A 15,171-nucleotide genomic window follows, 5' to 3' on the forward strand; every position below is an offset into this window, starting at 1 on the left:
GAACCTGAAACGGCGAGTGGCCGCGTCACAAGGCGCGGCCACTCGCCGTTTCGGCCTGCGCGGGTTTTTCGGGTCCCGAAAACGCGGGAAAAAGTGAAATGGGCGTGTGTAAGATCTGCCTCACCGTGTCCGGGCGTGGCCGGGACAGTAACGGTGAGTGCACCGGACCGCGGCGCTAGCACGCCCGAAACCCGGTGGGAGAGAAAGGAACACACCCATGGAAGGCGTGGACATCGCCGCGCTGGTCGCGCAGATCCTCACGTTTCTCGGCAGTGGATCGTCCATCAACTACACCCCGGGCGCCTGAGCGCGCCAGACAGTGAAAGGAACGCCATGGACAGCGGAAGCGCCGGGCTGACCAGCCTCTTGCAGGCCATCGCCACCATGATCGCCACCGGCTCGTCGATCTCGGTCACCCCCGGGCAGTGATCGCGCCGGGCGGGGCCGGTCGAGTGTCGGCCCGCCCCGTCTCGGCCGCGCGGCGCTCAGTTCGCCGCGGCGCCCGCGATGATCTCGGCCAGCTCCGCGGGTTTCGACCACATCGGCCAGTGGCCGGTCGGCAGGTCGATCAGCGTCGCGTCGAAGCGGGCGATCTCGCTGAACACCGGCGCCTCACCGCTCAGGCTCAACTGCCGCACCAGCTCCGCGGTGATGCTGGTGCACACCACTGTCGTCGGCACCGCGAGCCGGGCGGGCGAATCGCTCAGGCGCAGTGGCGCACCCGCGATGCTCGCAGGCTCCGACACCGCGCGCTCCCGGAATCGGGCCAGCTGCGCCGCGTCCAGCCCGACCAGGCTGTCGCCCTCCTCCGCCAATTGCTCCCAGCTCGGTAGCGGAAACTCGCGCGCCGATCCGAGCGAATCGTTGAGCACGAACCCGTCCGGCACCGGCGCGCAGTCGACGTACACCGCGTGCCGGAAGCGCCCCGGCGCGACATCGGTGGCCAGGTAGCCCGGCGCCGCCCCGCCCGAATGGGCCACCAGCACAGCCGATTCCGCGGGGTCGATGGCCGCGAGGATGGCGCCTGCCTGTTCCTCGATGGTGGCCGCGAACCGATCCTCGTCGTCGGGATCCAACCCGGGCAGGGTCAGCGCGCGCACCTCGAAGCCGCTGCCGCGCAGTTCCTCGGCCACCTCGTCCCACGCCCACGCGCCGAGCCAGAATCCGGGAACGAGCAAGATCGGTGTCGCCATACTGCCAGCATGCCGCATCGAGCCGCGGCCGCGGCCGATTCGCGCCTGCCGCAGCGTGATCGGCGGGTCAGGCGGGTGACCGGCCGGCGAGCGTCGAGCCGTACCGGACCGGGTCGGGGAACCGGCTCAGTAGACGGGGCCGGTGTACTTCTCGCCCGGACCCTTGCCCGGCTCGTCCGGGTGGGCGGAAGCCTCGCGGAACGCCCGCTGCAGGGACTGCAAGCCCTCGCGGATGGGCCCTGCGTGCGGCCCGAGGTATTCGACCGAGGCCGTGACCAGACCCGCGAGCGCCGTGATGACGCGGCGTGCCTCGTCCAGGTCGCGGTGCGGGCTGCTGTCCGGGTCCGGGTCGGCGAGGCCGAGCTTTTCCGCGGCCGAACTCATCAGCATCACGGCGGCGCGGCTGATCACCTCGACGGCGGGGATGTCGGCCAGGTCGCGCACGGAGGAGTCGAGCTCGTCAGTCATGCCCAACAGGCTAGCGAGGCCGCCAGGAGCAGTCGGAGCTGGCCGATCCCCGCGGCGGGCCGCGCAGCGCGTTTTCGGACCGATTCGGCGATAGCGGACGGCAATGCTAGACTTTCCGCTGACGACCGCCCCGAACCGCGTCGCCTGGTGCGACACGACCCGGGGCTGAATAAGTGGAGCCCGACTCCCACCGTTACCGACGAGCAATCGTACTGGTCAAACGGTCCGGTCGCCCGCCCTTGTGGCGGGTTTCTTGCGTGAGTGCCGTCTCGCGCGCAAGAGTCGATGCCTGGCATCGGCGATCGGTCGACTCGGGCCCCGTTGTGGTGAAATACCGCACCGGGGCTTTTGTGTTGAACAAGGGGTTGCAGTTATTGCCTGCGGTCGTCAGACGACACCGCTTGACCTAGGAGGCCCCATCAGCACTGAGACCCGCATCAACGATCGCATCCGAGTTCCCGAGGTCCGACTCATCGGACCTGGCGGCGAGCAGGTTGGGATCGTGCGTGTTGAAGATGCGCTACGCGTCGCCCTCGAGGCCGATCTCGACCTGGTCGAGGTGGCTCCGGATGCCCGTCCGCCGGTTTGCAAGATCATGGACTACGGCAAGTTCAAGTACGAGACGGCGCAGAAGGCGCGCGAGTCTCGGAAGAACCAGCAGCAGACCGTGATCAAGGAGCAGAAGCTCCGGCCCAAGATCGACGACCACGACTACGAGACCAAGAAGCGGAACGTCGTTCGCTTCCTCGAAGCCGGGTCGAAGGTCAAGGTGACGATCATGTTCCGGGGTCGCGAGCAGTCCCGGCCCGAGCTCGGGTTCCGGCTGCTGCAGCGGTTGGCCTCCGACGTCGCGGACCTGGGTTTCGTGGAGACCTCGGCCAAGCAGGACGGCCGGAACATGACCATGGTCCTCGCACCCCACAAGGGAGCGAAGACCCGCGTGAAGGCGCAGCAGGAATCGGCCGGACGGCCTGCCGCGAGCGCCGCGCCCGCCGGTGAGACCCCGGCCGCGGAGCAGGCCGAGTAGGCCACGCCCGCAGTTATACGAACAGACACCGGCGGTCGGAAACGGCCGCCGGGACGACCAGATAGAGGAATCCATGCCGAAGATGAAGAGCCACAGCGGCGCCTCGAAGCGATTCAAGGTGTCCGGTAAAGGCAAGCTGCTGCGCCAGCAGGCGAACCGTCGCCACCTGTTCGAGCACAAGCCCACCCGCCGGACTCGTCGTCTGGACGGCACGGAGGTCGTCGCGGCTGCCGACGTCCGTCGCGTGAAGAAGCTGCTGGGTATCTGATCCCCTAGGGCAGCACCGCGACCGGAGTTTCCGGACGCCACCCCCGACCAACCTCCCGGGCGCCGCACGCGCCCCCTATTCGATCAAGGACTGACCAAGTGGCACGCGTCAAGAGGGCCGTCAACGCTCAGAAGAAGCGCCGTTCCATCCTCGAGGCCTCCAAGGGCTACCGGGGCCAGCGCTCGCGGCTGTACCGCAAGGCCAAGGAACAGCAGCTGCACTCGCTCACCTACGCCTACCGGGACCGCCGGGCGCGCAAGGGTGACTTCCGCAAGCTGTGGATCGCCCGCATCAACGCCGCGGCGCGCATCAACGACATCACCTACAACCGCTTCATCCAGGGCCTGAAGGCCGCGGGTGTCGAGGTGGACCGCAAGATCCTGGCCGAGCTCGCCGTCTCCGACGCCGAGGCCTTCGCCGGTCTGGTCGCTGTCGCCAAGGCCGCCCTCCCGCAGGACGTCAACGCCCCGGCCGCCTGATCCGGCCGACCCTGTTGACCAAGGGACACCTTTCGGAACGACCCGCGGACGCGCTCTCCGAGCGCAATCCGCGGGTCGTTTCGGCTGTCAAGCTGCACCGCGCGCCGCAGCGCCGCAAGGCCGGACTCTTCCTCGCCGAGGGGGCGAATTCGGTCACCGCCGCACTGGAGACCGGGCGGGTGCGGGAACTGTTCTACTCCGCCGCCGCGGCGACGCGTGAGCACGAGCTGATCGCCGGCGCCTCCGCCGCGGGCGTGCGCACCACGCTGGTGAGCGACCGGGCCGCCGAGCATCTCGGCGAGACGGTCACCGCGCCGGGCCTGGTCGCGGTGTGCGAGCTGATCGACGTGCCGCTGACCGACATTCTCGACAAGCGGCCGCGGATGCTAGCCGTCCCGGTCGAGATCGCCGAGCCCGGCAATGCGGGCACCCTCATCCGGGTCGCCGACGCGGTGGGCGCCGACGGCGTGGTGCTGGCAGGCGACACCGTCGACCCGCACAACGGCAAGTGCGTGCGCGCCACCGCGGGCAGCCTGTTCCACGTGCCCGTCGCCCGCCACCACGATGTCGCGGAGACCCTGGATTCCCTTGCCGCCGCGGGCATCACACTGCTGGCCACCACCGCCGCGGGCGAGGTCGACCTCGACCAGGCCGACGAGCTCTTCCAGCGCCCGATCGCCTGGCTGTTCGGCAACGAGGCGCACGGCCTCGACCCCGCCGTCGCCGCCCGCGCCCACCACCGCGTCCGCATCCCCATCCAGGGCCGGGCCGAGAGCCTCAACCTCGCCGCCGCGGCGGCCATCTGTCTCTATGCCAGTTCTCGTGTGCGACACGCGGGGGCGTTCTAGGGTTCGATCATGAGCGCCGGGGACGAACTGCTGCGCCGGATCGAGGGCGATCCCGAGCTGGCCGGGCTGCTCGCCTGGCCGGGCGATTTCGATATCACGCGCCGGGAGCCCGTCGAGGACCTGCGGCTGCCGAGCGGTACGCCGCTCACGCCGATCGCGGGCGACAGCGCGGGCGGCACGTTCTTCCTGTGCGGCGCGGAGGGGACGGAGCGCCCGGTGCTGTACGCCGACTCCGAAGGCGGCGCGGTGCTGCTGGCCGCCGATCTGGTCGAGGCGGTCGCCTTGATCGCGACCTATCCGTACTGGCGCGATCTGGGCACGGGCCGTCCGGTGGCCGAGCTTGAGGAGCAGTTCGCCGTCGACCGGCCGGAGTTCCTCGAGGTGCGCGCCGAACTGCTCGACCGGCTCGGCATCGGCGCGCCCGGCGTGGCGGAGGCGGTGCGCAAGATGCGGGCCAGCGCCGCGCGGACCGTCCCGGATTTCCTGCCGGTCGCGCCCGATGTGGAGGGCGACGCGGTGTACGTACCGCTCTGGTGACCGGCCGCGCGAGGCGCGATACCTGCGCGGATGCCCGTTTTCCGGGTGTAGGGCGGCGGTGCGCGCGCTGCCCGGGCACGGGCGCGCGGCTCGCCAGCGGGTAATCCGCGTGAATCGGTCATGGCCGATCCAATAGGATTCCACCAGCAGCAATGTGGGTAGGCAATAAGCCGGACCCGCGAACCGATCCCCAGGGGAGAGACGAACGATCGTGGCCGACGACAACACCGGAGTCGAGCAGAACGCCGAGACGCACGCCGTCGCGCTGACCGAGGAGGCGCTGGCCGCGGCGGCGGCCGAGGCCGAGAAGGCGTTCGCCGCGGCAGCCGATCTGGACGCTCTCGCGGTGGCCAAGACCGAGCATCTCGGCGGCAAGGCGCCGCTCGCCCTCGCGCAGCGCGCGCTGGGCGGGCTGCCCAAGTCGGAGAAGGCCGACGCGGGCAAGCGGGTGAACGTGGCGCGGGCGCGGGTCTCCGACGCGTTCGAGTCCCGCCGCGCGGTGCTGCTCGCCGAGCGCGACGCGGCCGTGCTGGTGGCCGAGGCGATCGATGTCACGCTGTCCGCCCGCCGGGAACCGGTCGGCGCCCGGCACCCGATCACCGTCATCTCCGAGCAGATCGCCGACGTGTTCGTCGCGATGGGCTGGGAGGTTGCCGAGGGCCCCGAGGTGGAGACCGAGCACTTCAACTTCGACGCGCTCAACTTCCTGCCCGACCATCCGGCCCGCACGATGCAGGACACCTTCCACATCGCGCCGGAGGGTTCGCGCCAGGTGCTGCGCACGCACACCTCGCCGGTGCAGGTGCGCTCCATGCTCGAGCGCGACCTGCCGATCTACGTGGTGTGCCCGGGCCGCACCTTCCGCACCGACGAGCTGGACGCCACCCACACGCCGGTGTTCTCCCAGGTGGAGGGCCTCGCGGTGGACAAGGGCCTGACCATGGCGCACCTGCGCGGCACCCTGGACGCGTTCGCGCGCGCCCTGTTCGGGCCGGAGACGCGCACCAGGATGCGGCCGAACTACTTCCCGTTCACCGAACCCTCCGCCGAGGTGGACGTCTGGTTCCCGGACAAGAAGGGCGGCGCGGGCTGGGTCGAGTGGGGCGGCTGCGGCATGGTGAACCCCAAGGTGCTGATCGCCAGCGGCATCGACCCCGACGTGTACAGCGGGTTCGCGTTCGGCATGGGCCTGGAGCGCACCCTGCAGTTCCGCAACGGCATCCCCGACATGCGCGACATCGTCGAGGGCGACGTGCGGTTCACCCTGCCCTTCGGCATCCGGTCCTGAACCGGCCCGATTCCCGAACTCCCTTCGATCGAGAGAGCGAAACCTCAAGTGCGAGTAGCGCAGTCCTGGCTGACCGAGATCATCCAGCGCACCACACCCGAGTGGTCGGTGACGCCGGAGGAACTGGACGCCGGATTCGTCCGTGTGGGGCTGGAAGTCGAGGAGGTCGACAAGCTCCACCGGGTGAACGGCGACGCGGGTGCGAGCGGGGCGGGATCAGACGCCGCCTCGCCGCTGGTCGTCGGGCGCGTCGCCGAGATCACCGAGCTGACCGAGTTCAAGAAGCCGATTCGCTTCTGCAAGGTCGACGTCGGCAACCCAGAGTTGCAGGAGATCGTCTGCGGCGCACGGAATTTCGCCGTCGGCGACCTGGTCGTGGTGGTGCTGCCCGGCGGTGAGCTGCCCGGCGGTTTCAAGATCGCCTCGCGCAAGACCTACGGCCACGTCTCGCACGGCATGATCTGCTCGGTCGCCGAACTGGGCATCGGCAAGGACCACTCCGGCATCCTGGTGCTGGAGCCGGGCACCGCCGAGCCCGGCGCGGACGCCAACGAGCTGCTCGGCCTGAACGACACGGTCATCGAGCTGAACATCACGCCCGACCGCGGCTACTGCTTCTCGGTGCGCGGCCTGGCCCGCGAGCTGGCCTGCGGCTTCGATCTGGAGTACGCCGACCCGGCGGTGCGCACCCTGCCCGACGACGAGACCGACGCCTGGCCGGTGCAGCTCGAGCCGTCGTCGAAGTGCACCCGGTTCGCGGTGCGGCGGGTCACCGGCATCGACCCGAACGCGGTCAGCCCGTGGTGGCTGCAGCGACGGCTGCTGCTGTCGGGCGTGCGCCCGATCTCGCCCGCCGTCGACGTCACCAACTACGTCATGCTCGAGCTGGGCCAGCCGCTGCACGCGTTCGACGCCGACAAGCTCAACGGCGGTCTGGTGGTCCGCTCCGCGAACAAGGGCGAGACGCTGCGCACCCTCGACGAGGTGGAGCGCGTGCTCGACGCCGAGGACGTGGTGATCGCCGACGAGTCCGGCGTGGTCTCGCTGGCGGGCGTGATGGGCGGCGGGAGCACCGAGGTCGGCCCCGAGACCACCGATGTGGTGCTCGAAGCGGCCACCTGGAATCCGCTGCTGGTCTACCGCACCGCGCGCAGGCACAAGCTGGTGTCCGAGGCGGGCAAGCGCTACGAGCGCGTCGTCGATCCCGAGATCAACGTCGCCGCGCTGGACCGGGCGGCCACCCTGCTCGCCGAGATCGCGGGCGGCATCATCGAGCCCGCGCTCACCGACGTGCGGGTGCCGACGCCGCAGGCGGAACCGATCCGCATCGACATCGACCTGGCCGATCGAGTCGCGGGCGTCACCTATCCGACCGGCACGTCGGCCCGCCGCCTCGCCCAGATCGGCTGCACCGTCGAGGTGTCGGTGAACGAGGAGACCGGGCACGGCCAGCTGGTGGTCACCCCGCCGAGCTGGCGGCCCGACCTGACCCAGCCCGCTGACCTGGTGGAGGAGGTGCTCCGGCTCGAGGGTCTGGAGCAGATCCCGTCGGTGCTGCCGACCGCGCCCGCCGGGCGCGGGCTCACCACCGCGCAGCGCCGCCGCCGCGCGGTCAGCAGGGCGCTGGCCTTCGCGGGCGGCATCGAGGTGCCGCCGCCGATGTTCCTGCCCTCGGGCGTCTTCGACACCTGGGGCCTGGACGCCGACGACCCGCGCCGCGTCACCACCCGGGTGCTGAACCCGCTCGACGTGGAGCGCGCCGAACTGGCCACCACGCTGCTGCCCGGCCTGTTCGAGGTGGCCGCGCGCAACATCTCCCGCGGCGCGCGCGATCTGACCGTCTACGGCATCGCCCAGGTGGTGCTGCCCGGCCCGAACACCAGGGCGGTCGAGGCGCTTCCGGTGGATCGCCGCCCGACCGACGAGGAGATCGCCGAGCTGGTCGACTCGCTGCCCGCGCAGCCGGTGCACGTCGGCGTCGTGCTCACCGGCCGCCGCGAGCCGCGCGGACCGTGGGGCCCCGGCCGTCCGGCCGAGGCCGCCGACGCGTTCGCCCTGGCCGATGCCATCGCGGATGCCGCGGGCGTGTCCATCGAGCGTCGCGCCGCCGCGCACCTGCCGTGGCATCCGGGCCGCTGCGCCGAGCTGGTGGTGGACGGCGAGGTCGTCGGCTACGCCGGCGAGCTGCACCCGGCCGTGCTGGAACGCTCCGGCCTGCCGCCACGGACTTGCGCGCTCGAGCTGAACCTCGACGCGCTGCCGCTGCGCGAGTCCCGTCCGGTGCCGGTGGTGTCGCCGTTCCCCGCGGTGCTGCAGGACGTGTCCGTCAGCGTCGAGAAGTCGGTGTCCGCGGGTTCGGTCGAGGCCGCGCTGCGCACCGGCGGCGGTGAGCTGCTCGAGGACATCGCCCTGTTCGACGTGTACGAGGGCGCCCAGGCGGGCGAGGGCCGCAAGTCCCTCACCTACGCGCTGCGCTTCCGCGCGCCGGACCGCACGCTGACCGAGGACGAGGCGAGCGCCGCCCGCGATGCCGCGGTGGCGTCGGCCGCCGACGCGGTGGGGGCGGTCCTGCGCGGCTGACAGAGCCCGCGACGACATCGAGACCCGTACGGCCGCAGCGCCGTACGGGTCTCGTCGCTTCCCGGCCGTGCGCGTCCCGGGTTGCGGCGCAGCGTTCCGGGCCGCCCGGCAATCGGGAGTAGCGTGGCGGTTGGCAGCTTTCGTCCGACGACTTGGGAGGTCCGATGACCGTACGAGCGGTATGGAACGAGACGGTGCTCGCCGAGAGCGACGACACCGTGGTGGTGGAGGGCAATCACTACTTCCCGGCGGACGCCGTGCGCCGTCGATACCTCGAGCCCAGCGATCAGCACACGGTCTGTCCGTGGAAAGGCACCGCCTCCTACTACACGGTGACCGTCGACGGTGCGAGCAATCCCGACGCCGCCTGGTACTACCCGACGCCCAAGCCGGAAGCCGAGATGGTGCGCGACCGCGTCGCGTTCTGGCGCGGCGTCGACGTGGTCGTCGACTGACCCTGGCCGACCAGCCGGTACCGCGTCACCGTCGCCGAAGATCGGAAGCCGGGGACGGCCGCGTCATCGCCGGGGCGGCGTCGAGCCGCCGTGCCCCGGCGGAGTAAGAACGTCTGCATGCGACACCCCGCGGCCCTGATTCTCAACGCGCTGACCTACCTGCCGGAGCGGCAGATCCTGCAGACGCCCGCCGCGGTCGGCCTCGACTACACCGACCTGTCCCTGCGCACCGAGGACGGCGAGACCTTGCACGCCTGGTGGCTGCCCGCGCGGCGGTCGATCGGGCACGTGCTCTTCGCGCACGGCAACGCGGGCAACCTCGGCGACCGGGTGGCGATCTACGCGCTGCTCGTCGACGCGGGTTTCGACGTGCTCGCCTTCGACTACCGCGGCTACGGCCGCAGCACCGGGCGGCCCAGCGAGCACGGCACCTACCTGGACGCGCGGGCGGCGCGTGACGCGCTGCTCGCCCGGCCCGGAGTGGACCCGAATCGGGTGCTGTACCTGGGCAAGTCGCTGGGCGGCGGCGTGCTGCTCGAACTCGCCGAGGCGCATCCGCCCGCCGGACTCGTGCTGATGTCGACCTTCACCGGCATCCGCGACGCGGCCGGGTCGATCTATCCGTTCCTGCCGCGTTCGCTGATCCCCGACGCCTACCCGAACCTGCGGCGAATCGGCAGGCTCGCCGCGCCCGTGCTGATCATGCACGGCGACTGCGACGAACTGCTGCCGGTGCGCAACGCCGAGCGGCTGTACGCGGCCGCGTCCGGACCCAAGCGGCTGGTGGTGGTGCCGGGCGCCGGGCACAACGACGTCATCGCGCTGCTCGGCGCCGACTGGCCCGCCACGCTACGGGCCTGGGCGACCGAGGTGCTCGCGGGCTAGCGGGGAAGCGCGAACAGGGCGAGCGGTCTGTTCGGGTGCGTAGCCTGGCGTTATGAGCGAACGTAGTGAGCGAATCGTGTGCCAGCGCGCATCGCGCGTGCCGGAGCCGAGCGTCAGCGAGGCGCAGGCATGAGCGATACGAGGGAAATCGTGGCGCGGCTCGCCGCCTTGCCGGACGCGGAGCTGGTGACCGTGTTGCGCGCCGCGGTCGAGGGGCGCTCGGCACTGTGGGCCGTGCGCGCCGCGCTGGACGAGCTGGCCGGGGCCTCTCATGCGACGACCGATCTTGATGTGAGTCCCGCCACGTCCGATGCCTCGGCGTATGACATCGGCGAGGGCGCGGCGGCATCCGGGCAGGTCGGAGGCGGTTTCCCGGTACCGGCGGTACCGGTTCAAGCGACCGGTATTCCGGCGACGCCCGAGACCGGCGGATATTCGCCGTCCGGGGTACCTACTTTCGAGTCGGTTCGCGATAAGGTCGAGCAGCGCTTCGGCACTGCGCAGGGGATGGGTGAGCTCGACCGGCAGACCCCGGCGGGCCGCAGCGCCGACGAGCGATTCGCCGCGCGCGAGAAGGCCGCGCGGGAACGCCTGGACCAGATTCGGAAATCGTTGCGCGACAAGGGCGCCGACTGACGTGCGCTGGTCCGCCGGGTGCCGCCGTCGAGCACTGAGCCGGACCGAGATGAATGGGTGAAACGATGACCGAGCCGCGTGAGATCGCCGAACGGCTCCTGGATGCTCAGGTGGAATTCCTGCTGGCCGAGGTGACCGGTGACCGTCTCGCCGAGGTCGTCGCGCGCGATGTCGAGGCGGTGCTCGGCGTGGCCGACACACTGCTGTTCCGCGAGGTGGTGGAGCTCGACCAGGCGAAGCAGACCGTGGCGGCGGTCGTCGACCTGGTCGGCGGCAGCCCCGTGCTGGCCGACATGGTCGGCGTGTTCGCCGATTCGATCTACGACCACATCGCCGCCAACCACGACTACACCCTGGGCGAGGTGGTGGAGCGCGAACCGGTGGAGGCGGTGCTGGAGAAGCTCTTCGGCATGCACCAGGCCCAGGAGCGCATCCTGGACCGGCTCACCGAGAGCCCGCTGGTGGCCACCGTGGCCTCGAAGTTCGTGGACAAGCTGATCAACGATTTCGTGCAGGCCAACCGGGAGCGCGCCGAGAAGATCCCCGGCGTCTCCTCGCTGATGTCGCTGGGCCAGTCGGCCGCCAACCGTGCCAGGAAGGCCGCCGACGGCACGTTCGTCGGCGATCTCGCGGGCAAGGGCGCCATGTTCGCGCTCAAGCGCACCAACAACGCGATCCGCGAGATGCTGCGCGACGCCCCCGTGCACTCGGCCGCCATGGAGTTCTGGGATCTGCACGCCGACGAGCCGGTCAGCGGCCTGCGCGAATATCTGACCCAGAAGGATCTCAACGAGCTGGTGCTGCTGTGCTACGAGATCGCGGTGACCACCCGCGAGAAGGAGTACTTCGGCCTGCTCGTCGACGAGTGCGTCGAGGTGTTCTACGCCAAGTACGGCGACTACACGCTCGCGGCCATGCTTCCGGAGCTCGGGCTTTCCGGTGACGACATCGCCACCGAGATCCTGCGCTACGGTCCCGCCGTGATCGAGGGCGCGAAGCGGAACGGCGTGCTGGCCAAGCTGATCCGGGAGCGCCTCGAACCGTTCTACGCCTCGGACGCCGTGCTCGGCATCCTCGCCGACACGGTCGGCTGAGTCCTCGGCGCGGTGGTCGAGAGCGCTGGCGTGGTTGTTCGCGTGCGCTGGTGTGGTGTTCGTAGGCGCTGGCGCCGTGGTTGGTGAGCGCTGGTGCGGTGTTCGTAAGTGCTGGTGCGGTTGTTGGTAAGCGCTGGTGTGGTGTTCGAGAGCGCTGGCGCGGTTGTTCGTGAGCACTGGCGCGGTGTTCGTAGGTGCTGCTGCAGTCGTTCGTAAGCTGGCGCGGTGTTCGGGAGCGCCGACGTGATTTTCGAAGGCGCTGACGCGTTTACGACGGCGCCGACGCGGGTAATCGAGGATGTCGGCAGGCGCGGGTGCGGTGTTTCACGGCACCCGCACGGCTCGGCAGGCGCCGTCGCGACGCTCGACGGTGCTGGTGCGGTATCAGCGGGATCCAGTGCGGTATGCGAAGGCATTGTCGCGGTGCGGTTCCAAGCATTCCGCGCGGTTTGCTGGGCCGTCGGCATGGCGTGATTCACAGGGGCGGCGGTCACCGTATGGTGCGGCGCGGTGTGAGCGGATGGAAACCGCGAAAATACTGGATTACCAGCATGTTTAGAATGCCTGCTCGCGTCCGATTTGTCGGATTTTCGCGTTGACACCGCCCGCGCGCTGTGACAGCTTGCTCCTGATTCCGCGCATTCGTCCCCGAATCGTCGCGGTCGCTGTTCGCGAGGAACGGGGTGGTGCGTGTGCGTTGGAGGCCGCAGGCAGGCGGCGCGGCAACGGTTTCGGCCGCCACACCGGATGCGTCCGGTGTCGGCAGAATAGTTCGGCCGCGCACTATTCGTGGCCGTTTGGCCAGAATCCTGTTCGTTTCGCTGACCCTGGTGCTCACGCTGCTCGGCATCACCCTCGCCAGGGAGATCCAGGCGTTCCAGCGCAGTGGCGACACGGTGGACGCAGTCTCGCTCGCCTTGGTGGTGCAGGACCTGCTGCACGAGACGCAGCGCGAGCGCGGTCTGAGCAACGGCCTGCTCGGCGGCGACGTCCGGCTGTACCAGGCCGTCGCGGACCAGCGCGGGGCGACCGACCGGGCGCTGCGCGCGCTCGATGCCGAATTGTCCGGCGGTGCGGACGGTTCCGGTGAGATCCGCGCCGCGGTCGGTCAGCTCGCCGGCCTGCCCGCGGTCCGCGCCCAGGTGGACGCGGGCCGGATCGGGCGGGCGGCCGCGTTCCAGTTCTACACCGACGCGATCGACGCCCTGAACCGTCCGCGGCTCGGCCTGGACCAGGCGCGCGACGCCGAGGTGCGGCACGGTCTGCTCGCGCTGTACGCGCTCGGCGAGGCGAAGGAACAGACGGCGCGCGAGCGCGGTTTCCTCAACGGCGTCTTCGCCGCCGACGGCTTCGATCCCGGCGAATACGTCCAGTTCCTCGACATCCGCGCCGCCAAACAGGCCGGGCTGGCCGCGTTCGCGCGCGACGCCACCACCGCGCAGCGCGACCTGCTCGACGCCGCGATGCGCGGCGCCGACGGGATGCGGGCGGCCGAATCCGAGCGCGTCGCCATCGATTCCAGCGCGGGCCCGCTGGTGCGGTCGGTGGATCCGAGCCTCTGGTGGGCGCAGATGACGGCCGTCATCGACGAGCAGCGCGCCGTGCAGCAGACGGTCGGCGACGCGGTGCGCCAGCGCGCGGCCGAACTGCGGCAGGTGGCGGCGGTGACTCTCGCCGGGTTCCTGATCGCCGCGCTGATCGCGATGGCGATCGAGATCGTGCTGGTGGTGGCGGGCGTGCGCGCCATCGTGCGCCCGCTGGCCGCGCTCGCCGCCGAGGCCGACGATGTGGCGGGGCGGCGGCTGCCCGAGGTGATCGCCGCCTGGCACGCCGGTGGCGACACGCAGCCGCCCCGTCCGCAGCCGGTGCGGACGCCGCCCGGCGCCGCCGTCGAGATCGCCGCCGTCGCCACCGCTTTGGACCGGGTGCAGGCCACCGCCTACGACCTGTCCTCGGAACAGGCGCTGCTGCGCCGCAACAGCACCGAGTCGATGGCGAACCTGGCCAGGCGCAACCAGAACCTGGTGCGCCGTCAGCTGGGGCTGATCAGCGAATTCGAGCGCGAGGAGCTCGATCCCAAGGCGCTGTCGAATCTGTTCGAGCTCGACCACCTCGCCACCCGCATGCGCCGCAACGCGGAGAGCCTGCTGGTGCTGGTCGGCGAGGCCAGCCCGCGGCGCTGGGCCGAACCGATCGCGCTCACCGACGTGATCCGCGCCGGCCTGTCCGAGGTGGACGACTACCGCAGGGTCGTGCTGCGCCGGATCGACGACGTCTCGATCGCGGGCGCGGTGGTCAGCGAACTGGCGCACATGCTCGCCGAGCTGATCGAGAACGGACTCGCCTTCTCCCCACCGGATCTGGAAGTCGAGATCTACGGCCGCAAAGTGGCCGCAGGCTACCTGCTCGCGGTCGTCGACCACGGCGTCGGCCTGCCCCCCGACCAACTGGCCGAGGCCAACGCCCGCCTGCGCGGCGACCGCGACTTCCTGGTCGCTCCGACCCGCTACCTCGGGCACTATGTGGTCGGCAGGCTCGCAGGCCGGCTCGGCATCGACGTCGAATTGACGATCGCGCCGGTGAGCGGCGTCGTGGCCCGGCTGCTGCTGCCGACGGAACTCCTCGGCGGGCAGCAGAATCCGCCCGCGACGCCAGGCGGCGCGGCGGCGCGAAACGGTGTTCTTCGCCCGGAACCGGATGTGGCGGGCTCGTCTCTCGAACTCGTCGGAGCATCGAGTGGATTCGGGCCGGCCCGCGACGGTGCGGCGACCGATGGACCACCGCTGTCCGCCCAGTGGTCGGCCCCGTCCGGCTCACCCCGCGAATTGCCCGGTGCGTCACTGGAGTTCCGCACGAACGGCGTCGGCGCGCCCGACCACGGGCGACGAGCCGCCACGCACGTCTCGCGTTCGCCGATCGAAACGATCGACACGACAGGGGAATTCCGCTCGGATCCCGCCCTCGGGTCGCACGCGCGCCGCGAGGCGACCGCAGGACGCGAGTCCGGATCGAACGAGCGCGACCATCGTGCCCGCCACGCATCCAATGGGAACGGCCGAGGACCGGGCCCGGCCCACGCCGCCGCCGGCGAATCCCCGTGGTTCCGCACCGCACCGGGCGACGCGCAGCCGCCGGTGCAGCAGCGCACCCGCAACGGACTCGTCAAGCGCACCAAAAGAACTCGCTCCGCCGAAGCCCTCGCGACGCAGCGCCCGTCGGCCCCGCGCCCGCCCGTCGCCCCGGCCGTCGAGCGATCGCCGGAGGAGGTGCGCGGCATGCTGTCGTCGTTCCGCACCGGGCACCAACGCGGCGGCGCGCCCGCCCGCCGCCCCGCCGACCCGGCCGAGAACGTCACGTACGACGCCGATCTGGCCCAGACCACCGCAGAGCAATGACCACCGCGAAGGGGAGCC

At 70.8% G+C, this 15,171-nt stretch carries 14 protein-coding genes; 12 read left to right on the top strand and 2 right to left on the bottom strand.

The genetic code is table 11. From position 1 onward, the window contains the following. Positions 1-485: 485 nt before the first annotated feature. A complete protein-coding gene (locus ACRWNM_RS26150; RefSeq protein WP_431970737.1) occupies positions 486-1,193 on the bottom strand; it encodes an alpha/beta fold hydrolase in 708 nt (235 codons plus the stop codon). A gap of 126 nt (positions 1,194-1,319) precedes the next feature. Then, positions 1,320-1,661, bottom strand: coding sequence for a DUF1844 domain-containing protein (locus ACRWNM_RS26155; protein WP_431970738.1), 342 nt, complete (start codon positions 1,659-1,661; stop codon positions 1,320-1,322). A gap of 373 nt (positions 1,662-2,034) precedes the next feature. Between ACRWNM_RS26155 and infC the strand changes: the two genes are divergently transcribed. The 12 genes from infC to ACRWNM_RS26215 all read left to right on the top strand — a co-directional run bounded on the left by infC (position 2,035) and on the right by ACRWNM_RS26215 (position 15,153). Further along, positions 2,035-2,688: a translation initiation factor IF-3 gene (infC, locus tag ACRWNM_RS26160; protein WP_084483526.1), complete on the top strand. Its 654-nt coding sequence runs from the start codon at positions 2,035-2,037 to the stop codon at positions 2,686-2,688. Between the two features lie 73 nt (positions 2,689-2,761). Next, positions 2,762-2,956: a 50S ribosomal protein L35 gene (gene rpmI / locus ACRWNM_RS26165; protein ID WP_040706116.1), complete on the top strand. Its 195-nt coding sequence runs from the start codon at positions 2,762-2,764 to the stop codon at positions 2,954-2,956. 98 nt (positions 2,957-3,054) lie between these two features. Further along, positions 3,055-3,435 carry a 50S ribosomal protein L20 gene (gene rplT, locus ACRWNM_RS26170; protein WP_039797323.1) on the top strand — a complete coding sequence of 127 codons (381 nt, stop codon included), beginning with the start codon at positions 3,055-3,057 and terminating at the stop codon, positions 3,433-3,435. Between the two features lie 14 nt (positions 3,436-3,449). Beyond that, on the top strand, positions 3,450-4,283 hold the full coding sequence (locus tag ACRWNM_RS26175) for a TrmH family RNA methyltransferase (protein ID WP_431970739.1): 834 nt from the start codon (positions 3,450-3,452) through the stop codon (positions 4,281-4,283). Positions 4,284-4,292: 9 nt separating this feature from the next. Next, positions 4,293-4,820 (top strand): hypothetical protein, encoded by a 528-nt coding sequence (locus ACRWNM_RS26180; RefSeq protein WP_431970740.1) that lies wholly within the window; start codon positions 4,293-4,295, stop codon positions 4,818-4,820. Positions 4,821-5,031: 211 nt separating this feature from the next. After that, complete coding sequence (gene pheS / locus ACRWNM_RS26185) at positions 5,032-6,108, top strand: phenylalanine--tRNA ligase subunit alpha (RefSeq protein ID WP_431970741.1); 1,077 nt, start codon at positions 5,032-5,034, stop codon at positions 6,106-6,108. A 48-nt stretch (positions 6,109-6,156) separates the two neighbouring features. Beyond that, a complete protein-coding gene (gene pheT, locus ACRWNM_RS26190; RefSeq protein ID WP_431970742.1) occupies positions 6,157-8,688 on the top strand; it encodes a phenylalanine--tRNA ligase subunit beta in 2,532 nt (843 codons plus the stop codon). 164 nt (positions 8,689-8,852) lie between these two features. Next, a complete protein-coding gene (locus ACRWNM_RS26195) occupies positions 8,853-9,143 on the top strand; it encodes a DUF427 domain-containing protein (RefSeq protein WP_431970743.1) in 291 nt (96 codons plus the stop codon). Between the two features lie 117 nt (positions 9,144-9,260). Beyond that, complete coding sequence (locus tag ACRWNM_RS26200) at positions 9,261-10,028, top strand: alpha/beta hydrolase (RefSeq protein WP_431970744.1); 768 nt, start codon at positions 9,261-9,263, stop codon at positions 10,026-10,028. 129 nt (positions 10,029-10,157) lie between these two features. Next, positions 10,158-10,664 (top strand): hypothetical protein, encoded by a 507-nt coding sequence (locus ACRWNM_RS26205; RefSeq protein ID WP_431970745.1) that lies wholly within the window; start codon positions 10,158-10,160, stop codon positions 10,662-10,664. Positions 10,665-10,729: 65 nt separating this feature from the next. Further along, positions 10,730-11,758 carry a hypothetical protein gene (locus tag ACRWNM_RS26210; protein WP_431970746.1) on the top strand — a complete coding sequence of 343 codons (1,029 nt, stop codon included), beginning with the start codon at positions 10,730-10,732 and terminating at the stop codon, positions 11,756-11,758. 797 nt (positions 11,759-12,555) lie between these two features. Next, entirely contained in the window at positions 12,556-15,153 is a 2,598-nt protein-coding gene (locus ACRWNM_RS26215) for a nitrate- and nitrite sensing domain-containing protein (RefSeq protein ID WP_431970747.1), read from the top strand. Positions 15,154-15,171 lie beyond the last annotated feature (18 nt).

This window comes from Nocardia sp. bgisy134 (assembly GCF_965341865.1).
In the GTDB taxonomy this organism is placed as follows: domain Bacteria; phylum Actinomycetota; class Actinomycetes; order Mycobacteriales; family Mycobacteriaceae; genus Nocardia.